The organism is Marinobacterium ramblicola (assembly GCF_019084545.1).
Taxonomy (GTDB): Bacteria; Pseudomonadota; Gammaproteobacteria; order Pseudomonadales; family Balneatricaceae; genus Marinobacterium_D; species Marinobacterium_D ramblicola.
In genome coordinates, this window is record NZ_JAHREP010000027.1 from 29,002 (window position 1) to 50,914 (window position 21,913).

General features: G+C 59.3%; 22 protein-coding genes. 13 read left to right on the forward strand and 9 right to left on the reverse strand.

The features are described from left to right. Positions 1–19: 19 nt before the first annotated feature. On the reverse strand, positions 20–661 hold the full coding sequence (locus tag KQ940_RS18385; RefSeq protein WP_217415310.1) for an O-methyltransferase: 642 nt from the start codon (positions 659–661) through the stop codon (positions 20–22). Positions 662–808: 147 nt separating this feature from the next. Here KQ940_RS18385 and KQ940_RS18390 point away from each other — a divergent pair, with 147 nt between their 5' ends. The 5 genes from KQ940_RS18390 to ftsZ all read left to right on the forward strand — a co-directional run bounded on the left by KQ940_RS18390 (position 809) and on the right by ftsZ (position 5,210). Continuing rightward, on the forward strand, positions 809–1,162 hold the full coding sequence (locus tag KQ940_RS18390) for a hypothetical protein (protein ID WP_217415312.1): 354 nt from the start codon (positions 809–811) through the stop codon (positions 1,160–1,162). A 16-nt stretch (positions 1,163–1,178) separates the two neighbouring features. Then, positions 1,179–1,805, forward strand: a complete 627-nt coding sequence (locus tag KQ940_RS18395) for a gamma-glutamylcyclotransferase (protein ID WP_217415313.1) — start codon at positions 1,179–1,181, stop codon at positions 1,803–1,805. 84 nt (positions 1,806–1,889) lie between these two features. Then, positions 1,890–2,078 carry a hypothetical protein gene (locus KQ940_RS18400; RefSeq protein ID WP_217415314.1) on the forward strand — a complete coding sequence of 63 codons (189 nt, stop codon included), beginning with the start codon at positions 1,890–1,892 and terminating at the stop codon, positions 2,076–2,078. A 550-nt stretch (positions 2,079–2,628) separates the two neighbouring features. Continuing rightward, the gene (ftsA, locus tag KQ940_RS18405; protein ID WP_217415315.1) at positions 2,629–3,891 is read left to right on the forward strand and encodes a cell division protein FtsA; all 1,263 of its coding nucleotides are present in this window, start codon (positions 2,629–2,631) and stop codon (positions 3,889–3,891) included. Between the two features lie 134 nt (positions 3,892–4,025). After that, positions 4,026–5,210: a cell division protein FtsZ gene (gene ftsZ / locus KQ940_RS18410; protein WP_217415317.1), complete on the forward strand. Its 1,185-nt coding sequence runs from the start codon at positions 4,026–4,028 to the stop codon at positions 5,208–5,210. Positions 5,211–5,283: 73 nt separating this feature from the next. On the opposite strand, the gene KQ940_RS18415 is transcribed toward ftsZ, so the two are convergent. Then, positions 5,284–6,402 carry a GNAT family N-acetyltransferase/peptidase C39 family protein gene (locus KQ940_RS18415; RefSeq protein WP_217415318.1) on the reverse strand — a complete coding sequence of 373 codons (1,119 nt, stop codon included), beginning with the start codon at positions 6,400–6,402 and terminating at the stop codon, positions 5,284–5,286. 149 nt (positions 6,403–6,551) lie between these two features. Here KQ940_RS18415 and KQ940_RS18420 point away from each other — a divergent pair, with 149 nt between their 5' ends. The 3 genes from KQ940_RS18420 to KQ940_RS18430 all read left to right on the forward strand — a co-directional run bounded on the left by KQ940_RS18420 (position 6,552) and on the right by KQ940_RS18430 (position 10,647). Further along, positions 6,552–8,036: a RimK family protein gene (locus KQ940_RS18420; protein ID WP_217415319.1), complete on the forward strand. Its 1,485-nt coding sequence runs from the start codon at positions 6,552–6,554 to the stop codon at positions 8,034–8,036. A gap of 257 nt (positions 8,037–8,293) precedes the next feature. Then, a complete protein-coding gene (locus KQ940_RS18425; RefSeq protein WP_217415321.1) occupies positions 8,294–8,695 on the forward strand; it encodes a putative pterin-binding protein in 402 nt (133 codons plus the stop codon). Then, entirely contained in the window at positions 8,695–10,647 is a 1,953-nt protein-coding gene (locus KQ940_RS18430; RefSeq protein ID WP_217415323.1) for a putative bifunctional diguanylate cyclase/phosphodiesterase, read from the forward strand. The genes KQ940_RS18425 and KQ940_RS18430 overlap by 1 nt, the downstream gene beginning before the upstream one ends. Before the next feature lie 32 nt (positions 10,648–10,679). Here KQ940_RS18430 and KQ940_RS18435 read toward each other — a convergent pair whose 3' ends face one another. From KQ940_RS18435 to KQ940_RS18450, 4 genes are all read right to left on the reverse strand, one after another. Further along, the gene (locus KQ940_RS18435) at positions 10,680–11,537 is read right to left on the reverse strand and encodes an RluA family pseudouridine synthase (RefSeq protein WP_217415325.1); all 858 of its coding nucleotides are present in this window, start codon (positions 11,535–11,537) and stop codon (positions 10,680–10,682) included. Further along, positions 11,528–12,304 carry a TlyA family RNA methyltransferase gene (locus KQ940_RS18440; protein ID WP_217415326.1) on the reverse strand — a complete coding sequence of 259 codons (777 nt, stop codon included), beginning with the start codon at positions 12,302–12,304 and terminating at the stop codon, positions 11,528–11,530. The genes KQ940_RS18435 and KQ940_RS18440 overlap by 10 nt, the downstream gene beginning before the upstream one ends. A gap of 96 nt (positions 12,305–12,400) precedes the next feature. Continuing rightward, entirely contained in the window at positions 12,401–13,750 is a 1,350-nt protein-coding gene (locus KQ940_RS18445; protein WP_217415327.1) for an alanine/glycine:cation symporter family protein, read from the reverse strand. A gap of 302 nt (positions 13,751–14,052) precedes the next feature. Then, a complete protein-coding gene (locus KQ940_RS18450) occupies positions 14,053–14,553 on the reverse strand; it encodes an Lrp/AsnC ligand binding domain-containing protein (protein WP_217415329.1) in 501 nt (166 codons plus the stop codon). A 315-nt stretch (positions 14,554–14,868) separates the two neighbouring features. Between KQ940_RS18450 and KQ940_RS18455 the strand changes: the two genes are divergently transcribed. Further along, positions 14,869–15,258: a RidA family protein gene (locus KQ940_RS18455; RefSeq protein WP_217415330.1), complete on the forward strand. Its 390-nt coding sequence runs from the start codon at positions 14,869–14,871 to the stop codon at positions 15,256–15,258. A 26-nt stretch (positions 15,259–15,284) separates the two neighbouring features. Next, positions 15,285–16,364: an alanine racemase gene (alr, locus tag KQ940_RS18460; protein ID WP_217415332.1), complete on the forward strand. Its 1,080-nt coding sequence runs from the start codon at positions 15,285–15,287 to the stop codon at positions 16,362–16,364. Between the two features lie 27 nt (positions 16,365–16,391). Here alr and KQ940_RS18465 read toward each other — a convergent pair whose 3' ends face one another. From KQ940_RS18465 to KQ940_RS18475, 3 genes are all read right to left on the reverse strand, one after another. Continuing rightward, a complete protein-coding gene (locus KQ940_RS18465) occupies positions 16,392–17,192 on the reverse strand; it encodes a response regulator (RefSeq protein WP_217415333.1) in 801 nt (266 codons plus the stop codon). A gap of 69 nt (positions 17,193–17,261) precedes the next feature. Further along, positions 17,262–17,894: a helix-turn-helix domain-containing protein gene (locus tag KQ940_RS18470; protein WP_217415334.1), complete on the reverse strand. Its 633-nt coding sequence runs from the start codon at positions 17,892–17,894 to the stop codon at positions 17,262–17,264. Between the two features lie 79 nt (positions 17,895–17,973). Further along, positions 17,974–18,504 carry a DUF2058 domain-containing protein gene (locus KQ940_RS18475; protein ID WP_217415335.1) on the reverse strand — a complete coding sequence of 177 codons (531 nt, stop codon included), beginning with the start codon at positions 18,502–18,504 and terminating at the stop codon, positions 17,974–17,976. Positions 18,505–18,659: 155 nt separating this feature from the next. On the opposite strand from KQ940_RS18475, the gene KQ940_RS18480 reads away from it, so the two are divergent. The 3 genes from KQ940_RS18480 to KQ940_RS18490 all read left to right on the forward strand — a co-directional run bounded on the left by KQ940_RS18480 (position 18,660) and on the right by KQ940_RS18490 (position 21,793). Continuing rightward, positions 18,660–19,274 (forward strand): LysE family translocator, encoded by a 615-nt coding sequence (locus KQ940_RS18480; RefSeq protein ID WP_217415336.1) that lies wholly within the window; start codon positions 18,660–18,662, stop codon positions 19,272–19,274. A 63-nt stretch (positions 19,275–19,337) separates the two neighbouring features. Further along, complete coding sequence (locus KQ940_RS18485) at positions 19,338–20,762, forward strand: YcjX family GTP-binding protein (RefSeq protein ID WP_217415337.1); 1,425 nt, start codon at positions 19,338–19,340, stop codon at positions 20,760–20,762. After that, positions 20,759–21,793: a TIGR01620 family protein gene (locus KQ940_RS18490; protein WP_217415339.1), complete on the forward strand. Its 1,035-nt coding sequence runs from the start codon at positions 20,759–20,761 to the stop codon at positions 21,791–21,793. The genes KQ940_RS18485 and KQ940_RS18490 overlap by 4 nt, the downstream gene beginning before the upstream one ends. Positions 21,794–21,913 lie beyond the last annotated feature (120 nt).

The following is a 21,913-nucleotide window of genomic DNA, read 5'->3' on the forward strand; positions in this document are numbered from 1 at the left end:
CGTCTCCCTGTAGTCGGTATCAATCCTTTTTGCGTACCACGTTCAGACCGTCGCGCAGGGTCAGGAACACGTTCTCCACCTCCGGATCGGCCGCGATTCGGCGGTTGGTCTCCACCAGAATATCGTCGATCTCCGACTCGGGCTGCAACACCTTGCCGGACCAGAGCACATTGTCGAGCACGATCAGCCCGCCCGGCCGGGTCATCTCTTTGACCCGCTCATAGTAGTTAAGATAGTTGCGTTTGTCGGCGTCGATAAAGGTGAAATCGAGCGTCATGTCCAGTTTCTCGATCGTCTCCAGGGCGCGGCCGAAGATCACCTCGATCTTGTGACCATGCTCGCTGCGGTCGAAAAAGCCCTGGGCGAATTCGATGGCTCGGGGGTTGGTTTCGCAGCAGACCAGGCGACCGTCCTCAGGCATCCCCTCGGCGATGGACAGTGCCGAATAGCCGGTGAACATGCCGATCTCCAGCGCCTGTTTCGGCCTGACCATCGCCGAGAGCAGCTTCAACGTACGTCCCACCAGACGGCCGGAGAGCTTCTGCGGCCAACCCATATTCAGGTTGGTCTGGTCGATCAGTTCCTGCAGCAGCGGCGGTTCGGCACTGGTTTGCAGGTAGGCGTAGTCTTCGATGGCTTCATCAACGAGAAATTCGGGCATAGGGATGAACGCTAATAGTGGTGATTGAAAGGGCTCGTGAATTCAAGGCGCCAGTTTACCATTTTTCGCGCCGGATCCGGTGCCTGCTGAAATATCATCTGTTGCTTTCTGCCGTTACAATTGGCGATTCACACACAAGGAGGCGCTATGGCCGAACCACTCTACATCTTTCTTTTCGCGGGAATCGTATCGATGTCCGTAGCGCTCAGCGCGGGAGCCCTGAACAAACTGGCGCTGGAAAAACGGCCTGCGTTCATGCAGAAACCGAATGGGCAGATTACGGTGATCATGGCGGGTAATTTCGGCGCGCTCACCCTGCTGGGTGCGATGGCGTTCGGCTTTCTGAAACTGCACTGGTGGATACCGCTTTCCTGCATGTTTATCACCTTCCCGATCGTGCATCTGTTGATCTTTCAACGCCTGCTTGGCGATTTCAAGACGCTGATCCTGATGCTGCCGTTGACGCTGCTGGCAGCGGTATCACTCTACTATTACTGGTAATGGCGGGAGGAGTAGGATGATCTCGGTAGTCGGTTTCGGATCACTGCTGTCGGAACGTTCGGCGCGGGATACGGTTCCGGGTTTGCAAAGCTACCGTTTGGTCAGGGTGCCCGGTTACCGCCGCATCTTCAATAAAGTGGGGATAGTGTTTATCGCCGGTCATGGGCAACCCGCCAATAGTCTTGAGGTCTCCTCCTGTTCCACCGAACCCTGTTCGCAGACATCGATCATCGCCGCCCAGTTCGAGTGCCCGGTCGATCAGTTCACCGAACTGTACGAGCGCGAGCATCGCTATCGCTGGATCGAGGTCCTGCCCATCGATCTGGAGGGGCGGCCGCAGATTCCGGCGCGCATGTGCACCGGATACAGCGATCTCGAGTACCGCTTGAATAAGTGCATAACCGACGATGAGTACCATGAGCGGGTAGGGCGTCACTACCGGGGGGAGATCTGGCGCGATGATATCTTGCCTTTCCCACGCTACCTGAAGTTTTGCCTCGTCTCCGCCGCGGCCCATGGCGATGAGGTGCTGGATAACTTTCTCGATACCAGTTTCCTGGCGGATGGACGCACCCCTATACGCGATTACCTGATCGCCAGGCCTGAGCTGGTGCCATCCTCACTGCGGGAGCACATCACCTGATCGGCGCTTTAATATCTTCTTAAGGCGGCACAGGCATATCTCTCACTCGCCATTCTGCTGCAGGCGTTCATCAGTGCGGAGCAGTTGGATCTGGTCTGGGCCAGTTGGCTTTACGCAGAGCTGCAACCCTTTGGCGGAACCCAGGCCTACGTGCCGCTGGTGCAGCAGTTGCGCGGCGCCCATTTTTTCTCTCACGACCTGTGGAGTCTCATGCTGTGCTGGTATGCCGTGATGTTGCTGGCCAAGTTGATGCTCCCCGAGCGTAGCGAATAACCTGATCGACCTGACAAACCTGTTTCGATCCTGAGCTGTTCTCCATCGGTGAACGGCCGCTCTTGCGGCTAGCGAACTCGTCATTTTTATGGATTCGTCGCCCTTGCCTGTGATGACTCTAAAATCAAAAAACCATCGTGAATTCTGGTGATTTATCAAAATCAAATAATGATATTTTTGTGTTTTATCAAAAATCAATTTTGATAATTCGTGTTTTATTCAAAATTAAATATTGATTTTTGCTTTTTATCGATTCATGAAAGTTTTTTGATTTTGCTTTTGGTAAGCGGCAAAACTTTTCACATCTACCCGCCTTAGCGGTTTGAAATAAAACGAATTTCCTCTTTAGTGCGGCAAAAGTCTGCCGATATGACCCATTATGGATTTGTTGATTTTTTAAACAGGTCTACGTAATACTTGCTCTGCAGACAGCATCAAAAATAGGTTTTCAAGAGTGGCGCGGTTTTTGCTTGGATGACTTTTGAGAGTGAAGGTTTCGGTGCTGCGGTAAGATTTAACCTGTTAACACAGACAACCGACTCAAACGACTATGGCAATGGCAAATAACATGATTGTGGCGCTCGATATCGGCACATCCAAAGTGGTGTGTTTGGTCGGTGAAGTGACGCCCGGTGGCGATATCGAGATTGTCGGCTTCAGCTCCCAGTCGTCGCAGGGGCTCAAGCGCGGTGTCGTGGTCAATATCGAGTCGACCGTAGGCTCCATCCAGCGAGCGGTCGAAGAAGCGGAGTTGATGGCCGGCTGCAAGATCCACTCGGTGACGGTGGGGATCGCCGGTAGCCATATCAGCAGTCTGAACTCTCACGGTATCGTCGCGGTGCGTGACCGGGAGGTCAATGAGTACGACCTGGAGCGGGTGATCGACGCGGCGCGTGCAGTGGCGATTCCGGCGGATCAGAAGATTCTGCATATATTGCCGCAGGAGTACCTGATCGATAACCAGGAGGGGATCAGGGAGCCGCTGGGGATGTCCGGTGTGCGCCTGGAGGCGAAAGTGCATCTGGTCACCGGGTCGATCAACGCGGTGCAGAATATAGAGAAGTGCATCCGCCGTTGTGGCCTGGAGGTGGATGCGGTGGTGCTGGAGCAGTTGGCCTCCAGCCAGGCAGTGCTGACCGATGACGAGCGCGACCTCGGGGTCTGCATGGTCGATATAGGCGGGGGTACCACCGATATCGCCATCTACACTCACGGCGCGATTCGCCATACGGCGGTGATACCGATCGCCGGTGATCAGGTGACCAACGACATTGCGATGGCGTTGCGGACACCGACGATCAACGCCGAGCAGCTGAAGATCAAGTACGCCTGTGCGCTGGCGCAGCTGACTCGAGCCGATGAAGTGATCAAGGTGCCGAGTGTCGGTGACCGACCGGCCCGTGATCTGTCCCGGCAGGCGCTGGCCGAGGTGGTTGAACCGCGATACGAGGAGTTGTTCAACTTGGTTCAGGCGGAGATCCGTCGCTCGGGCTTCGAGGATCTGATCGCCGGTGGCATCGTCTTGACCGGCGGCACTTCGAAGATGGAGGGGGCCGTCGAGCTCGCCGAAGAGATCTTCCATATGCCGGTGCGTCTGTCGAAGCCGCAGGGCGTCAGAGGCATGGAGGATCTGCTCGGTAATCCGATCTATGCCACGGCGATCGGCCTGTTGCACTATGCGCGGCAATCTATAGGCGCGGTGGAACAGGAACCGCTGGCCGCGCGTCGGCAGCAGCCGGTAGAGGAGCGCAGCAGCTTTCAGTTTCCGGACATGTTCGGACGGATGAAAGCCTGGTTGCAGGGAAACTTTTAGTCGCGCAGCCGCCTTTCTGGGCTTCGCGAGTATCGGATCGAGCAGTGACGCATCCGATACAACAAAAATGAGTAGATGCAGAATCAACCCGACGCCAGATCGGGGCATGCAAAAACCTGGAAGGAGACGCAGAGATGTTTGAACTGATTGATAGCGTACCGCAGAGTGCAGTTATCAAGGTTGTCGGTGTTGGCGGTGGCGGCGGTAATGCCGTCGACCATATGGTGAGCTCCGAAGTTGAAGGGGTGGAGTTCATCTGTGCCAACACCGATGCGCAGGCGCTGGGCAAGATGGCGGCCCGCACCGTGCTGCATATCGGTGGCGAGTTGACCAAGGGACTGGGCGCCGGAGCGAATCCGGAGGTGGGCCGTTCGGCGGCGCTGGAGGATCGTGACCGTATCGCCGAGGCGCTCGCCGGCGCCGACATGGTGTTCATCACCGCCGGCATGGGCGGTGGTACCGGTACCGGCGCGGCGCCTATCGTGGCCGAAGTGGCGCGCGAGATGGGTATCCTGACCGTGGCGGTGGTCACCCGCCCGTTCCCGTTCGAGGGGCGCAAGCGGATGAAGGTCGCGGATCAGGGGATTCGTGAGCTGCAGGAGAGTGTCGACTCGCTGATCATCATCCCGAACGAAAAGCTGTTGCCGGTTCTGGGCAAGAATTGCAGCCTGATCCAGGCCTTCAGCACCGCCAATGACGTATTGAAAGGCGCTGTGCAGGGGATCGCCGACCTGATCATCCGTCCGGGTATGATCAACGTCGACTTCGCCGACGTACGTACCGTGATGTCCGAGATGGGCATGGCGATGATGGGTACCGGTCGCGCCAAGGGCGACAACCGCGCGCAGGAAGCTACCCAGGCGGCGATCAACAGCCCGCTGCTGGAGGATGTGGATCTCAAGGGTGCCAGCGGCATCCTGGTCAACATCACCGCCGGCATGGATCTGGGGCTTGGCGAGTTCTCCGAGATCGGTGATCTGGTCGAGGAGTATGCCTCCGAAAACGCGACTATCGTGGTGGGTACCGTTATCGATCCCGATATGAGCGAAGAGATCAAGGTAACGGTTGTGGCGACCGGTCTGGCGAAGGCCGAGAGCCAGGCGGTTCGCGTTGCCAACGGTGGTACGGCGACCACGACGACCCGGGTGGCCAAGAATGTCACCACCGACTTTGCGCAGATGGAGCTGCCGACGGTGATGCGTAATCGCCAGAGTGAGGAGCGTGCCGTAAAGCCGGAGCCGACCGAGATGAAGCGTACCGGTACCGACGATATGGACTTCCTGGATATTCCCGCCTTCCTGCGTCGACAGGCGGACTGATACTTCGCTGGAAAGAAGCGTAACCGAAACGGTTTACTAACCGTCCAGGTTTCCCGCCTGAGTTCTGCATTTCTCAGGCGGGTTTTTTCGTTTTGCCCGTCAGCAGAAGCGTTGCGCGAAGTCGGCTGCGGCCGAAGCGCGCCATCGCCTGAAACTCCTCCAGCCCCACCGGAACATCGATGTAGTCGGTCTCGCTATGCCAGGGATCGCGATCGAAGTCCGGATCACTGATATACACATGACGTGTATCCGCCGACCCGATCACCACCCAGTGGGGCGCCTTGTTGCGGTTGAGTCGCCAGGTGCTGATCAGTGTGACCGCCACGGCACCCTGCTGTAGCCGACTGATCAGCGTATTGAGATCCAGCTCGGCATTGATCAGCCTGATATCGCTATTCGCTATCTGTTGCAGGTAGTCATCATGCACCAGCTCGATGACGCTCTTTTTCTGCGGATCGCGCACGCTATCGATAAACGGGGTGTTGGCCGGCGTGACGTACAGGCTGACATCGAACCCGCGCTGCCAGGCGCTGAGTGCCAGGCCATGGGGGGAGCAGCCGCCGTGCCCGGAGGTCATGTAGATGGTGGTGGATTCCCGCCAGATCCGCAGCTCCTCCATGCGCGTCATCGTGCGTTGCGGATCCAGACGCTTCATCGCCATCATCAGGCTCGCCGGTCCACAGGTAAACGGGGTGCTCTGCTCGTAGTAGTCGGTACGCGGGTGGGGGCGCTGTACCCGGCGGCGGATGGTTTTTTCCATCCGCCAGGCGTCACTGCCATCTTCGTAATACTCGGGTATCTGGCCGAAACGATGGTAACCGCTGCGCTCATACAGACGGATGGCGCTTTGATTGTTTACGCTTACCTCCAGGCGCATGAAGGCGCTCTCGCGCCCTATCGCCTGCTGCTCGGCAGCCTCCAGCAGGCGGGACGACACCCCTTGGCCGCGCCACTCGGGCGTTACCGCAATCGAGTAGAGTCGCGCCAGGTTGGTGCCGGAGCGGTAGAGCACCAGTGCATAGCCTCCGATCAGTTCGCCCTGCTCGGCCAGGATCAGGTCGGCGTGGTCGGATCTCAGCATATGGCTGAAGTTGCGCCGGGACAGGCGATCCCCGTTGAAACAGGCCCGTTCAAGTTGGCAGAGTCGGTCCAGATCGCTGCGTTGTGCCGGGCGTATCAGAATAGTATCCATGGCGGGAGGGGCTCAGCAGGGTTTGGCTTGATGCTACACCGGCAAAGGGGCAAAAACCACGCCGCCCGTGCAGGAGAATTTTGGTAGCGGGATGGGCAGTCGAGCGAACAGGGCGCATACTTTGCTGCAACAGTTCAGGAGGACGACGGATGGCCGGGTTTTACGTGGTGGTGGATGATCTCGAGGACTGGGCGCCCTATTTTCCCAGTCGCGACGTGATCTCGTTCGAACAGTATATGGCGTTGCCGGAGGCCGAGGGTAAGGGGCGCACCCGGGTGATCAACTGCTGCCGTAACTCCCGCGCTCTGGGGCGGGGGTACTACTGTTCGCTGCTGGCGGAGGCGCGGGGGCATAACGTGATTCCGTCGGTCCAGGTGATCAACGACCTGCGGCGTAAATCCCTGTGGTCACTGGAGCTGGAGGGGGTTGAAGCGGCGCTGGATCGCTTGGCTCTGGCCGACGGCGACCAGTCCGAGCGGCTGGATTTGAAGGTGTTTTTCGGTGAGATCGAGATGCCGCAATTGGCTCCCTTGGCGCACCAGCTGTTTGAGCGCTTTCCCATCCCTCTGCTTGAGGTGCGTTTGGTGCGCGAGCATGGCTGGCATATCCAGCGTATACGCCAGGGCGCGCTGCGTGATCTGAGGCTCGAGAGCGATCAGGAGCGGTTCGCCCAGGCGCTGGACAGATTCAGTAATCGTATCTGGCGTAAGCCGCGGGCACGTAAGCAGTACCGTTATGATCTTGCCATGCTGGTCGATCCCAAGGAGAAGCTGCCACCGAGCGACAGGGCGGCGATTGCACGCTTCGTCCGTGCCGGCAAGCGCCTGAGTATCAATGTGCAGCAGATCGGCAAGCAGGATTACCAGCGCCTGGCCGAGTATGATGGCCTGTTTATCCGCGAGACCACCTCGATCGATCATCACACCTACCGGTTCGCGCGCAAGGCCGCGGCCGAGGGGCTGGTGGTGATGGACGATCCGACCTCTATCCTGCGCTGTACCAACAAGGTGTATCTGGCCGATCTGCTACGTACCCATAGGGTGCCGACGCCCAAGACGCTGATCGTCAGCGATGCGCGTCACGAAACGGTGACCAGCATCATCGAAAACCTCGGTCTGCCGGTGGTGCTGAAAATACCCGACGGGGCGTTCTCGCGCGGTGTGATCAAGGCCGAGTCTGAGGAGGTGCTGGCGCGCGAGCTCAAGCATCTGCGCCACAACTCATCCCTGATCCTGGCGCAGGAGTTCATGTACACCGACTATGACTGGCGCATTGGGGTGCTGAACAACAAGCCCCTCTATGCCTGCCGCTATTTCATGGTGCGCGATCACTGGCAGATCTACCGTCATGAGGGCGGCGGAGAGCCCGATTCTGGTGGTTTTGATACGCCTGCCATCTGGGAAGTGCCGCGCAAGGTGCTGGATGTGGCGTTGAAGGCGACACGTCTGATCGGCGATGGCCTGTACGGTGTGGATATCAAGCAATCCGGCGATCGAGTGGTGGTGATCGAGGTCAACGATAATCCGAGTATCGATTCGGGGGTGGAGGATCTGCAGCTGGGCGGTGCGCTGTACCACGAAATCATGGCCGAGTTCCTCCGTCGCATGGAGCTCAAGCGGCAGATGAGGGTTTAATCCGGGCTAAAGGTCGCGTCGCGATGGGGCCGACGTACTATGGACAAGGCCAAGGAGATTGGTTCTACTAGCCTGACGTCGATTTTGGTAGTGCCTGCGTCATTCTTATAAAAAGTTGGAGTTCGGCGTACATCCAACTCAAGAGGCTTTTTATGCGAGCGTCACTCAACGTTTTCTTCGTTTTTGCAGCACTGCTGCTAACCCCTCTGGCCTGGTCTGCACCCTTGGCCGCTCCCGAACAAGCGGTTGTCCTCAGTGTGAGCGGAAATATTACCGAAACGAATGTGCCGAACCGTGCCGATTTCGATCTTGCGATGCTGGAGTCCTTCCCGCAGTACGATCTGGAGATGGAGACGCCCTGGACCGATGGGGTACAGCGTTTTCAGGGCGTGGCACTGAACGAGCTGCTCCTGGCGGTGGGCGCGCAAGGGAGTACTCTGCGCGCCATGGCTTTGAACGACTACCAGGCGACAATCAACCTCGATGAGCTGAGAGATGTGCAGGTGCTGCTCGCCGTTAAACTGAACGGCCGTCATATGCGAGTTCGCGACAAGGGACCGTTGTGGATTGTTTATCCTACGGACTCCTTTTCAGCTGCCGACCTGCCGCGTCATCAATCGAACATGGTATGGCAGCTGCGCTCGCTTGAGATCCGCTGATGCCTGGTTACCGTGTATTGCGTACAGTAACGCTGCTATGTGTGGTGGTGGTTTTTGCTGCCAGCACCTTGGTCAGCTACCGGCGTCATGTGGAAACCTCACAGCTGTTGACGGTCACTCAGAAGGGTGGTGGTTGGGCCTCGTCAGAGCTTGAATTCGAGCTGCTTCGGTTTATGCACATACTGGAGTCGGTCGGCTTGGGGCGAGGCGCGCCGGATGAACTGGTGCTGCGTTTTGACCTGCTGTGGAGTCGGATTGACGTACTGCGGGAGGGGGCGGAAACCAGTGAGGTCCGCGAAATGGCCGGGGCACAGCTGTTGCTGGATGAGTTGCAGGCAATGCTGCGGCGTATCGAACCCAGGGTGCTATCGTTGACTCAGGGGGATACCGCTACCGCAGACCAGCTCGTTGATAGCTTGATTCCCTTCGAAAAGCGGGTGCGTGCATTCAACGTGGCGAGTTTTAACGGTCCCGATGCGCAGAACCGTATCCGTCGCGTGTTCGAACTTAATCGGCTGGTCAGCATTTCGATCGTCGGCTTGGTGCTGAGCGGCACCCTGTTGATCCTGATGCTGATTCGGGAGAGTTCCCGCAGTCGACACCAGTCGTTGCACGACGAGCTGACAGGCCTTCCCAATCGCAAGTTTATCAATCAACACCTCACAGCGGCCGCAAAGGCTGCCAGTCGGGCCGGCAGCCTGCTGGGGGTTCATGTCATCGATCTGAATAACTTTAAAGAGATCAACGATACCCTGGGACACAATTGCGGCGATCAGATGCTACAGCAGGTAGCGGCACGCCTTAGCGGCTGTATTGGTCCGCATGATACCGTGGCTCGTTTGGGTGGCGACGAGTTCTTGGTGATTCAGGAACGGGTCAAGCATGCCGACAGCTGCACCCGGCTATCAAGATTGCTGTGTGAGCAGATCGGCCATGAAATGCTGCTCGACGGCACTCGTATCTACCCCTCCGCCAGTTTGGGGGTCAGCATCTATCCGGTCGACGCGGACAGCGTGGCTCAGGTTCAGATCAATGCCGATCTGGCGATGTACCGGGCCAAGCGTGACAGCGGCGTAAGCTATCGTCGTTTCGAACCGGAGATGAACGAGGTCATTCAGCGCGCGAACACTCTGGCGAGGGAGTTGAAAGAGGCGATTCAGGACAATCAGCTGGTGCTTCATTATCAGCCGGTTGTCGAGTTCGAGTCCGGCAGGATTGTTTCGATTGAGGCGTTGCTGCGCTGGCATCATCCCCGGTATGGCTACGTCTCGCCGGTGGAGGTGGTGACGATTGCCGAGCAGTATGGACTGGCACTGGAGCTGAATGAATGGGTGATCAGACAGGTTTGTCTGCAGTACCGGCATTGGGTGGCTGAAGGGGTTGAGACGGTGTGCGTTGCCGTAAACATCTCGCCTTCGATGTACGCGCTGCATGATCTGGAGGCATCGTTAACCCAGATTCTTGAGGATACGGCGATGTCGGCCGAGCATCTGATCATCGAGGTGACCGAGGATACGACGATGCGCGATATCGAGAGTTCTCCCGATACCCTGCATAAGCTTAAAGCGCTGGGGGTACAGATTGCACTGGATGATTTCGGCACCGGGTACTCGTCGCTGAATCACCTCAAGCGGCTGCCGGTGGATAAGCTGAAGATCGATCGCAGCTTCATTCAGGATCTGAATATATCGCCCAAGGATCCCCGTATCATCCGCAGTATTATCGGTCTGGCCGAGAGCTTGGATCTCCAGATCATCGCGGAGGGGATAGAGTTTGTGCAGAATGTCGACGACCTGGTCGCGGAGGGCTGCCTGCTGGGGCAGGGGTTCCTGTTCTCCAAAGCCGTCGACAGCGCCCGCATTACCGAGATGCTCAGATCCCAGCAGCAGGGTATCCCGCTCTTTCAGGCGGCCGAAATTCGCGCCGGCATGGCGATCGTTCAGCGGGCCTGAGGCGGTTCGTTGACGGTGATCCTCCGCCGATATCAGCCGGCGGAAACAAAGGTGTATCGGCAGTTCTCGCGCAGAAACGCTTCCGAGAGCTCGAAACTGACCGCTTGGTGCCGAATCGGGCAGGTAAATGCCAGGGCGGTCGCGAACAGCTGCAGCCCCTCTGCGTTTTTATTGCCCTCGCCGTAACGTGGGTCGCCGATCACCGGATGACCGATGGCGGACAGGTGGCGACGGATCTGGTGAGTGCGCCCGGTCTCGATCTCGATATCGGCCAGACTCTGATTGTGCGTCTGGTCATAGGCGATAGCGCGGTAGCGGGTCAGCGCCGGCTTGCCGTCGAGCCGGGTGTCGATACTGCCGCTCTCGGCCAGCTGTCCCAGCACCAGTGCGCGGTAGCGCTTATCGATCTGCCGCTCCTGAAACATGGACGATAACTTGGCCGCAACGCCGGCCTTGTGCGCGATCAGCATCAGGCCGGCGGTCTCACGGTCCAGGCGATGCACCGGGAAGGTGGCGCGTTTGGGTTCGAGGCTGAGTTCGGCGATCCGCAGCAGCGACAGGTGGTCGCCGAAGTCGTTACCCTGGGCCAGTACTCCGGCGGGTTTGAACCAAACCGAATAGCCGCCGGCGTCGTGCAGGCATTTGGGCGTGTCGGCGTTGCGGGCCAGCAGGTCGGCGTCGTAATAGAGCTGAATCTGGTCGCCAGCGCGCAACAGCTCAGTGGCCTTGCGTAGGCGCTTGCGATTACGGCCGCGCTTGAGCCAGACGGCCCCTTTGCTCATCGCATCCTTGATCCGCTGGCGCGACAGCCCGCTCTCCTGGGCCAGCAGGTCGGTCGCCTTGGTGCCGGCGTGGGTTTGATCGATCTGGCGATCCAGGGTTATCTGCATGCTGCTGTCTCTGCTGTCTGTTTGCGTGCCACGAGTACGAATTCGCGATTGCCGTCGCCGCCCAGGATCGGACTGTCGCTGAAATCCAGTGTTTCCAGTCCCAGCCGGGTCAATTGTGTTTCGATACGCTGGCGTACCTGGGGGTATAGCGCGGCATCGCGTACGATGCCGCCTTTGCCGACATGCTCAGGCCCCACTTCAAACTGGGGCTTCACCAGGGTTGCCAATAGCCCGCCGGGGCGGATCAGTGGCGCCAGCGAGTCCAGAATCAGGGTCTGGGAGATGAATGATACATCCATCACCGCCAGATCGAAGCCGCGGCCCTCGGTATACTCAAGCAGATCGCTGCTCAATTGCCGGGCATTGTAACCCTCCAGGCAGATGACCCGGGCATCCTGCCGTAACCGCTCGGCGAGCTGATCGTGTCCGACCTCGATGCCGACCACCCGTCTGGCCCCATGTTGCAGCAGGCAGTCGGTGAAGCCGCCGGTCGACTGGCCGACATCGATGGCGATCAGACCGGTCAGGTCGGCAGCAAAGCGCTCGAGTGCCGGTACCAGCTTGAGTGCGCCTCGCGAGACATAGCGGTCCTCCTCGCTGTCCTCCACCTCGATCGGCGTATCGTCGGCCAGTTTGAAGCTGCTTTTCTGCACGCATTGCCAGTGACCGAGTTGCACGCGTACCCGACCCTCCTTGATCAGGCGCTGGGCGCGTGCGCGACTATCGACCAGTCCTCGTTGAACCAGCAGCATATCCAGGCGTTGCATGATGGGATCCGTGCAATTGAAAGCGCGCTAGTATAGCGCGTTCGAGGCAGGATGGGGCGTTGGGGGGAGGGCGGCCCGAATGGGCCGCCGAACAGATCAGTGGTTGTCGAAGTATTCGCGGGTCAGTTTGAACACGACCGGGCTCAGCAGTGCCAGCGCGATCAGGTTGGGGATCGCCATCAGCGCATTCAATGTGTCGGCCACCAGCCAGACGAAGTCCAGGCTGAGCATGGCACCCGCCGGAATCGCCAGAATCCACAAGATGCGGTAAGGCATGATTGCTTTGATACCAAACAGGAACTCGACGCACTTCTCGCCATAGAATGACCAGCCGATGATCGTGGTGAAGGCGAAAATCGCCAGTGCGATGGCGACCAGGTAGTTGCCGAATGACGGCAGTGCCGATGCAAAGGCGGCGCTGGTCAGCGCAGCACCGGATTCGCCGCCGGTCCAAGCACCGGAGCTGACGATGACCAGGCCGGTGATGGTGCAGACCATCAGCGTGTCGATAAAGGTACCGAGCATCGCGACCAGTCCCTGGCGCACCGGGCTGTGGGTCTGCGCCGCGGCGTGTGCGATCGGGGCGGATCCCAGTCCGGCCTCGTTGGAGAACACACCGCGCGCCACACCGAAGCGGATCGCCGCCCAGACGGCAGCACCGGCGAAACCGCCTTCGGCGGCGATGGGGGAGAATGCGTGCTCGAAGATCAGCGCCAGGGCGTGCGGCACCTGATCGGCCTGAATCGCCAGCACCACCAGTCCTGCCAGGATATAGGAGATCGCCATGAACGGTACCAGAGCCCCGGCGACGCTACCGATACGTTTGATCCCACCCAGCAGAACGGCACCCACCAAAACGGCAATGATGATGCCGCTGGCCCAGGTCGGGATCTGGAAGTTGCTCTCCAGCACCGCGGCTACAGAGTTGGACTGCACCGTATTGCCGATACCAAAGCCGGCGCAGGCGCCGAAGATCGCGAAAGCCACGCCCATCCAGGCCCAGTTCTTACCCAGGCCGTTGCGGATGTAGTACATGGGGCCGCCGACGTGGTTGCCCTCCTCATCTGTTTCACGGTACTTCACCGCCAGCACCGCTTCAGAGTACTTCGTGGCCATGCCGATCAGTGCGGTGATCCACATCCAGAACAGGGCTCCGGGGCCGCCGAGGAAAATGGCGGTGGCTACGCCGGCGATGTTGCCGGTGCCGACGGTGGCGGACAGTGCTGTCATCAGCGCCTGGAAGGGGGGGATTTCGCCCTTTGCCGTATCCTCGGCAGAGGCGGTACGTCCGCTCCAGAGGAGCTTGAAGCCGGTACCGATTTTCAGGATCGGCATCAGTTTCAATCCCAGAGAGAGGAAGAAGCCGACGCCGAGTATCAGGATCAGCATCATAGGTCCCCAGACGATGCCGTTAATACTCGAAATCATGGATTCAATTGCAGCCATGGTGAGTCTCCGCAGTTTAGAGCTATCAGCTGACCTACCTGATATAGGGTTGTTGTTATGGTTTTTATCACTGCTTTTTCTAATTTATGCAGTTTTTTTAAGGCCAGAGGCCGCAGATCCTAAGAATTAAATCTCACCCTGTCTATTAAAGTTGAATAAAAAATTTCTTGAACGAGGAGTGACGAGCGCTGCCCTATGAACTCAGCATAGGTTCACAGGCGAGATATTGCAGGGCAGAGAGGAGGGTGGAGAGGCAGGCGGCGAGAGCGGCTGGGATTGAGTACAGCGGGATGGAAAGGGGCTCATTCGCCCCTGGCTGAAATGTCGGTGGGAAGTTCGGACTGCTCCTTGACCTCCTCCATGACGATATAGCTTTTCGAGTTCTTCACGCCTGGCAGCGTCAGCAGCATCTGGCCCAGCAGTTCGCGATACTGCGACATGTCGTGCAGGCGAGCCTTGAGCAGGTAGTCGGCGTCCCCCGATACCAGGTGACATTCGAGGATGTAGGGCAGGGTGTCGACAGCTCGGTTGAACTTCTCGAACGCATCGGGAGATTGATAAGAGAGAGCGATCTCGACGAAGACCAGTAGATTGAAGTCGAGCATCTCCGGATTGACCTTGGCATGGTATCCGGTAATGACGCCATCGCGTTCCAGTCGCTTCACGCGCTCCATGCAGGGTGTGGTCGAAAGGCCGACCCGGTCGGCGAGCTCCGTATAGGAGATGCGTCCCTCGCTCTGGAGGATGGTCAGGATGTTGCGGTCGATCCGGTCGAGTTTTCTTGTTTTCTGTAAACTGGCCATATTTAAGTATTTTTCGCCAAAAAACTTTTATTTGGTAGCTAATTCTAGCGAGTTTTTGGCAAATTCGCAAAAAATTAATTCGTTCAATCGCTTAGAATTGATCTCGACCCTGGCTGGCGCACGCGGTCATTAACTGCACAGTCGATGCTACAAGATAAGGCAAAGTCACGCATCTCGCTACTGGGGTATGGGTAAAGTGTATTTGCATGTCGGAATGGGACTGGCGATCAGTGGGTCGCATGGGGGATGATACTGGCGTCAGGTCCTCCGCCGCTTCCTGACCCATTCCAGAAGCATTTTTTGAAAGGATTAACTATGTCCAATAAGAGCATCATCAGCACAGACAAGGCACCGGCGGCGATCGGTACCTATTCGCAGGCCGTCAAGGTCGGTAACACCGTGTACATGTCGGGACAGATCCCGCTGGTGCCGGAAACCATGGACGTCGTTACCGAGTCCTTCGAAGCTCAGGCGGTCCAGGTGTTTGAAAACCTGAGTGCGGTGGCCGAGGCGGCGGGCGGCTCTTTGGCCGATATCGTCAAGCTGACCATCCTGCTGTCGGACATGGATTATTTTGCTCAGGTCAACGGCGTTATGGGGCGTTATTTCAAAGAGCCGTACCCGGCGCGCGCAGCCTATGCGGTCAAGCAGCTGCCCAAAGGCGTGGATATCGAAGTCGAAGGCATCATGGTCACAGCCGACTAATCGGCTGCGGGCGGAGGAGGATCTGAATGAGTCGAAAGGTGCGTGCCGATGTGGATCTCAGTGCGATCCGGCATAACTACCGACTGGCGTGTGCGCAGGCGCCCGAGGCGCGTGCAGCGGCTATCGTCAAGGCAAATGCCTATGGTCATGGCGCTGTCGCTGTTGCGCGGGCGCTCGAGCCGGAGGTTCCGGCCTTCGGTGTCGCCTGTATAGAGGAGGCGCTGGAGCTGCGCGCAGCGGGCATTCAAAAGCCGATCATGCTGCTTGAGGGTTGCTTCGACGAAACCGAGTTGCCGCTGGTGGATAGTCAGGCGTTCTGGCCGGCGGTGCATAGCGAGCATCAGCTGCGCGCGCTAGAGCTGGCGCAGATGAAAAGCCGTTTCCCGGTATTTCTGAAGGTGGATACCGGTATGCATCGTCTGGGGTTCGACCCGGCCGATGTGCCGGCCGTTGTGGCGCGCCTGCAGGCGCTCCCCTGCGTGGAGGAGGTGATTCTGATGACCCACTTCGCCCGTTCGGACGAGCCGGATCAGCCGGCAACGGCAGATCAGATCGAGCGCTTTCAAGCGTTGGACGGCGTGAAAGGGCTTGCGGCCAGTCTGAGTAACTCGGCTGCCGTTATGGCCTGGCCGACGGCGCACCGTAACTGGCTGCGACCAGGCATGATGCTGTACGGGGCGACGCCGTTCATGGCGCCTCAGCCAGTGGCCGACCAGTTGCGGCCGGCGATGACGCTGAGCACCGAGATCATCGCGATCCGTGATGTGGCGGCAGGGGAAAAGGTGGGTTACGGCGGCACCTTCGTCTGTGAGCGGCCAACCCGCATCGGCACTATCGCCATGGGCTATGGTGACGGCTATCCCCGTCACGCCAGGAACGGCACGCCCGTAGTCGTGCGTGGCCAGCGGGTAGCGGTGGCCGGTCGCGTGTCGATGGATATGATGACGATCGACCTGACCGATCTGCCCGAAGCTCAGATCGGCGATCGTGTCGAGCTGTTCGGCCGTCAGTTGCCGGTTTCGGAGGTGGCGACCTGGTGCGATACCATCCCCTACACGCTGGTGACCTGCCTGACCCCGCGTGTCCCCCGTTACTATCAGGAGTGACGTCGGCGTAACGGCTGAACCGGTGATCTACTGACGGTCGAGCAGGCGCACCAGCAACTGCTTGACCATGTTCGGCTCAAATGGCTTGTCTGCCAGCGCGTCCACACCGGACTGGCTGATGTTGCGCAGGTGGGCGTCGTTAGCCTCGGAGGTCACCATCATGATTGGCAGATGTGCATGCAGTGCGGACTGGCGGATGAACTCGGCCAGCTCTGCACCGTTGACTTCGGGCATGTTGTAGTCGGTCACCACCAGGTCCACCATCTCCCGCTGCAGGCGCTCGATCGCCTCCCGGCCATCTTCCGCTTCGATCAGGTGGCATATCCCCAGGTTGCCAAGCACGCGCATGATATGGCGGCGCGCCATGCGGCTGTCGTCGACCACCAGTACCCTCAGGCTGTCCACGTCGAACATCTCCAGTTCGATATCGTCCTGGTCGAGCAGGTCCAGCGTGGCGTTGAGCGCCTTGGTCAGGTGCTCACGGTTGAACGGCTTGGGCAAGATGGCGACAACGCCGGATTGCTTGAAAATCTCCAGCTGTTCACGTCGCCGCTCGCTGGAGATCAGCATGAACGGAAGGTCTGACAGGGCGGTGCTTGAGCGGATCTGGCGCAGCAGCTGATCCGCCGAGCCATCTTCGTAGTACAGCGAGCTGATGATCAGATCCGGACGCAGGCGACGGAGAAACGTCATCGCTTCGGCCTGGGTGCTGACCGCGTCGATCGCCCCGACATGTTCGCCGGTCAGCTGTTGGGTGATGATTTTGCGTTGCGTCGATGAGGGCTCGATCAACAGGATATGCAGGTCATCGGTATTGATGCGAGACATTGAGCGCTCCCTTGCGCGGTCATTATTATTTACCGCAACCTTAAAACGCCAACGCAAGGATTGCCAGCACTAAGCCGTGACCCAGAGCACGGAAGCGTCCTCCTCGCCCACCGATACCAGGGCATGGCCCATTTCACAGTCGTAGTAGGCACTGTCGCCCACGCCGAGCAGGATCGGCTCGTAGAACTCGGTGTACAGCATCACCTGGCCCTCAAGCACGTACAGAAACTCCTCGCCGTCGTGGCGTACCCACTCCTTGTACTCATCGAATGAACGGGCGCGCACCACGGTACGGTAGGGGATCATCTTCTTGCTGCTCAATGAGGTTGACAGCAGCTCGTGTTCATAGGTGGGGGTTGGATGCGGGCGTCCCTCACCAAAGCGGGTAATGTCGCGACGACCGCCGCCGATTCGATCGCGCTTGGGTTGAGTGAACAGTTGGGGAATGTCGATGCCCAGGCCGTTGACCAGCTTGGTGACGGCGCTAAAGGTGGGAGAGATCTGCTCATTTTCGATCTTCGAAAGTGTCGAGCGGGCCAGTCCGGTCAGCTTGCTCGCCTCCTCAAGGGTCAGGTTCTGGCTCAGGCGAATTTCACGTACGCGCTGTCCCAGGTGCAGCGGCTCCACCTGGGCATCGGCATCGGCGAGCTCGACCTGCAGGCTCTGTTTGTCGGACTGGAGAAAACGGGGTTGATCGGGCATTGAAAAGGCTCCGGTCGAGAAACACTGTCTGATTAAAGGAAACTAAGTTTCCCGCAGTATACCCACCGAAGTCCATTGATCACCACATCAGATCATCCGGAATCTGATATTCGGCATAGGGATCGTCCTCTGCCGGCTGTTCGGTCTCCGGGCGTGGCAGTACGACCCCGGCCAGGCGTTGGGTGATGCGATCGCCGATCTCCGCCGGGATCGCCTGGTAGCGGCCATCGAAGAAGGCGATCAGCAGCTGACCGCGGGCCAACTGTTTAAGTAGAGCCTCGTCGATCCACAGCGACTTGATCGTTTTATCGTGCACGAAGTTGTAGCGGGTTTCGCCATTCGCGGGCAGGCGAACCGCATGCTGCTCAAGCAGTTGGCGCACTTCGGCGGTGGCCGCTTTCTGTGCCTGCTCAGCCTCACGCTGACGATTAAGCTCGCGATCCCTGTCCGCTTTGGCCTTGCGTGCCGCTTCCAGTGCCGCCTGCTGGTCGCCGGTGTTAACCGTGGCTTGCCCTTTCTTCTCTTTCTTTTTCTGCTGCTTGGCCTTTTTCGCCTGCTGCTTGTTGGCTATACCCGCCTTGAGGAGCTGGTCCTGGAGTGAAATCGCCATGCTGATACCCGAAATATCGTAGTTACATCAAGGGCGGCACTATACCTCATGCCGCGCCTGCCGTGGAGGCCCGCTCCAATTCTGATCGATGTGACAGGATCCCTGTGCCGGTAGATAATGTCCGACATTAACTCATTCAGGGAGAGGTGTGGAATATGTCGTGGATGTTGTGGGGCTCGCTGCTGCTGGTCTGTTTGATGGGCGCCATGTCGCCGGGCCCCAGCCTTGCCGTGGTGCTGCGCGAGACGGTGCGTAACAGCCGCTGGCATGGCGTTGTGGCCGGTCTGTCGCACGCTCTGGGTGTGGGGTTATGGGCGTTTTTGACCGTGCATGGTCTGGCGCTGCTGGTAACCGGGCAGCAGTTGGTGTTCACCGCGTTGAGCTGGGCGGGTGCCGCCTATTTGGCGTGGATGGGGATCCAGGCCTGGCGTCATGCGGGTGAGGCCGGTGTGCTCGATACCGGCGAGGCTCAGGTGCATTCGCTGCTCGGTGCCGCCCGCGCCGGCGCCGTGATTTCACTGTTGAACCCCAAACTGGCGCTGTTCTTCATGGCGCTGTTCTCCCAGTTCGTCAGTGCCGATCAGAGCAGCCTGGCGCAGTGGGTGATGATTCTGACCGCTACCCTGGTTGATGGCGCCTGGTATGCGCTGGTGGCGCTGTTGCTGTCCCATCCTCGTTTGCTGAAGGCGCTTCGCCGGCGTGCGAAGTGGGTTGAGCGGGTGACCGGGACGCTCTTGGTGGGGCTGGCGGTCCGAGTGGTCACACTGTGAACGAACTGTTGCAACGGGTATCGGCTGTAACTGCATGAGAACCGTGAGGGATGAGGGGCGATTATGGGGATCGGTGGCAGGCTGAAGTCCTGGATCGGTGATCAACGGGTGGAACAGCTGCGCGACAGGCTGGCCGAACTGGCAGAGCAGAGTACGGAGCATCACCTGCGCTTGGCGGTGACCGGGCTGAGCCAGAGCGGCAAGACGGTGTTTATCACCTCACTGGTGCATCATCTGCTGCATGCCCATCGCAGCGGTTCGCTGCCGTTTTTCGATGTCGCCGCTGGCGGCCGGATTATCGGCTCCCGTGATCTCAGTGCGCAGTCCAGTAACCCGTTTCCGTTGCAGCAGGCGCTGACAGGTCTTGGCCAGGAGCCGCCACACTGGCCTGCGTCGACCCGGCAGCTGTCGGAGGTGCGGCTGGCGATACGCTACCGTCGACCGCCGGGCCTGCGGCGGGTGCTAGGGGAATCCGCCACGTTGTATCTCGATATTATCGATTACCCCGGCGAGTGGCTGCTCGACCTGCCGATGCTGGAGCTGGGTTTCGAACAATGGTGCGAGAACCAGCGGCGGCTATTTGAACGGGAGCCGCGGTTGTCGGTGGCGTCGTCCTGGCTGGCACGGGTACGTGAGGTCGATTGGCATGCGTCGGCGGATCCGGCGTTGTTGCAGGAACTCAGCGAGAGCTTTGCCAAACTGCTGCAGGTACTTAGATCCGATCCCTATGCGCTGAGTCTTCTGCAACCCGGCCGTTGCCTGTTACCGGGCGAGCTGGTGCAGCTTTTCCCGTTGGTTTTGCCCACCTGGCCCGCTGGCGAGATCCCGGACGGCAGTTTTCTCGCGCTGTTGAAAGCGCGCTATGAACGCTATCGGGAGCAGGTGGTGCGGCCTTTCTATCTACAGCACTTTTCCCGCTTCGATCGTCAGCTGGTGCTGGTCGACTGTCTTAAGACCCTGAATCGGGGCGAGGCCTGTTTTACCGATATGCAACGGGCGCTGAACGGGATCCTGCAAAGCTTCAATTACGGGCGCAACGGCTTTCTGCGGCGGCTGTTCAAACCGCGGATCGACCGCGTGCTGTTCGCCTCCACCAAGGCTGATCATGTGACCGCCAATCAGCACCATAATCTGGACCGCTTTCTGGAGCTGATGATTCAGGATGCTCAACGCGATATGGGCTTCGAGGGTATAGAAACGCGCTGCATGGCGATCGCATCCCTGCGCTCGACCCAGGCGGCCGAGGCGCAGGTCGATGGCCAGACCCTCTCCTGTCTGCGCGGCTGGCGCAAGGATAGCGACGAGGAGGTGGCGCTGTTCCCGGGCGAGGTGCCGACTGAACTGCCGAGCGCCGACGACTGGACTCAGGAGCGTTTCCGCTTTATCGACTTTGCCCCCAGGCGTCTGCCGCAGCATGAGCTGCAGCCATCGCACCATATCCGGCTTGACCAGTTGCTGGAGTATATGACGGGGGACCAGTTCCGATGAGTGAACCCGACAAGTTTCGCAAGCCGGTCTGGCTGGATCCGAAACAGCTCGATACCTCAAGGCCGGTGATGCCGCCTGAATCGCAGGCACGGGAGTTTCCGCTGCAGCAGGTCAGGGAGGCCCTTGATGATGGTGAGACCGCGGATGCCGATCACGCCCCGGCCAGAAAACGCCGCGGTGGCTGGCGGCGGCTGTTCGGTATCTCGTTGGGCGCTGTGCTGGTTTCCGGTGTCGGTATCGAGCTTTATCGTCTGCTGGATTGGTCCTTCACCACCCATCCGCTATTGGGAGGCGGTGTCAGCCTTATGTTGCTGTTGCTGGCGCTCAGCGGCGGTGTGCAACTCTGGCGCAGCGTTAAAGGCTTGCGCCAGCTGAGCCAGATCGAACGGATCGAGGCGGATGCACGGGCGTTGTTGCAGCACCAAGGGCAGGGCGGTGCCGGTGCGCTGCTGCGAGAGCTGCAACGGCACTACCGCGATACGCCCGAGCAGCAGCGGCTGGATGAAACGATCCGGCTGCTGGATTCGGCCTATAACGATAGTGAGATCGTACGCTACCTGTCCCACCATGCGCTCAGTGACCAGGATGCTCGGGCGCGGCGCTGCGTGCAACGCTACGCGGTCGAATCGGGTGTGCTGGTGGCACTGAGCCCCTGGGCCAGTTTCGACATGTTGCTGGTGGGCTGGCGCAACCTGCGCATGCTGCGTGAGGTCGCTTCTATCTACGGCGTTGCGCCCGGCGCGTCCGTGCAGTGGGTGTTGCTGAAACGGGTGCTGCACAACCTGGCCTTTGCCGGGTTCAGCGAGATGGCGATCGATGCCGGCTCGGCGGCGCTGGGCAGCTCGCTGACCGCGACCCTGTCGGCGCGTGCCGGGCAGGGTCTGGGGGCCGGGCTGTTTACCGCGCGTACCGGGCTGCAGGCGCAGCGTCTGTGCCGCCCGCTGCCGCTTGAACAGGTTGATCAATCGTTGATCAAGTCGGTGGCGAAGGGGATAGTCGAGCGTCTGGGGCAGTCGAAACCCGCCGAGTGACGCTCTGTGTCCTGTGCTGTGTTTGGCGTTTGCATTCCCTGGGCGCGATGCTTATACTGCGCGCCTGTTCCGATTCAGCAGGTCCTTGCGCCGCTCAGGAACAGGGCGAAAGCCGCGTTA

Coding starts and splice junctions, on each gene's coding strand:
- KQ940_RS18385 (WP_217415310.1), bottom strand. CDS start 661: ATGCCCGAATTTCTCGTTGATGAAGCCATCGAAGACTACGCCTACCTG.
- KQ940_RS18390 (WP_217415312.1), top strand. CDS start 809: ATGGCCGAACCACTCTACATCTTTCTTTTCGCGGGAATCGTATCGATG.
- KQ940_RS18395 (WP_217415313.1), top strand. CDS start 1,179: ATGATCTCGGTAGTCGGTTTCGGATCACTGCTGTCGGAACGTTCGGCG.
- ftsA (WP_217415315.1), top strand. CDS start 2,629: ATGGCAATGGCAAATAACATGATTGTGGCGCTCGATATCGGCACATCC.
- ftsZ (WP_217415317.1), top strand. CDS start 4,026: ATGTTTGAACTGATTGATAGCGTACCGCAGAGTGCAGTTATCAAGGTT.
- KQ940_RS18415 (WP_217415318.1), bottom strand. CDS start 6,402: ATGGATACTATTCTGATACGCCCGGCACAACGCAGCGATCTGGACCGA.
- KQ940_RS18420 (WP_217415319.1), top strand. CDS start 6,552: ATGGCCGGGTTTTACGTGGTGGTGGATGATCTCGAGGACTGGGCGCCC.
- KQ940_RS18430 (WP_217415323.1), top strand. CDS start 8,695: ATGCCTGGTTACCGTGTATTGCGTACAGTAACGCTGCTATGTGTGGTG.
- KQ940_RS18435 (WP_217415325.1), bottom strand. CDS start 11,537: ATGCAGATAACCCTGGATCGCCAGATCGATCAAACCCACGCCGGCACC.
- KQ940_RS18440 (WP_217415326.1), bottom strand. CDS start 12,304: ATGCAACGCCTGGATATGCTGCTGGTTCAACGAGGACTGGTCGATAGT.
- KQ940_RS18445 (WP_217415327.1), bottom strand. CDS start 13,750: ATGGCTGCAATTGAATCCATGATTTCGAGTATTAACGGCATCGTCTGG.
- KQ940_RS18450 (WP_217415329.1), bottom strand. CDS start 14,553: ATGGCCAGTTTACAGAAAACAAGAAAACTCGACCGGATCGACCGCAAC.
- KQ940_RS18455 (WP_217415330.1), top strand. CDS start 14,869: ATGTCCAATAAGAGCATCATCAGCACAGACAAGGCACCGGCGGCGATC.
- alr (WP_217415332.1), top strand. CDS start 15,285: ATGAGTCGAAAGGTGCGTGCCGATGTGGATCTCAGTGCGATCCGGCAT.
- KQ940_RS18465 (WP_217415333.1), bottom strand. CDS start 17,192: ATGTCTCGCATCAATACCGATGACCTGCATATCCTGTTGATCGAGCCC.
- KQ940_RS18470 (WP_217415334.1), bottom strand. CDS start 17,894: ATGCCCGATCAACCCCGTTTTCTCCAGTCCGACAAACAGAGCCTGCAG.
- KQ940_RS18475 (WP_217415335.1), bottom strand. CDS start 18,504: ATGGCGATTTCACTCCAGGACCAGCTCCTCAAGGCGGGTATAGCCAAC.
- KQ940_RS18480 (WP_217415336.1), top strand. CDS start 18,660: ATGTCGTGGATGTTGTGGGGCTCGCTGCTGCTGGTCTGTTTGATGGGC.
- KQ940_RS18485 (WP_217415337.1), top strand. CDS start 19,338: ATGGGGATCGGTGGCAGGCTGAAGTCCTGGATCGGTGATCAACGGGTG.
- KQ940_RS18490 (WP_217415339.1), top strand. CDS start 20,759: ATGAGTGAACCCGACAAGTTTCGCAAGCCGGTCTGGCTGGATCCGAAA.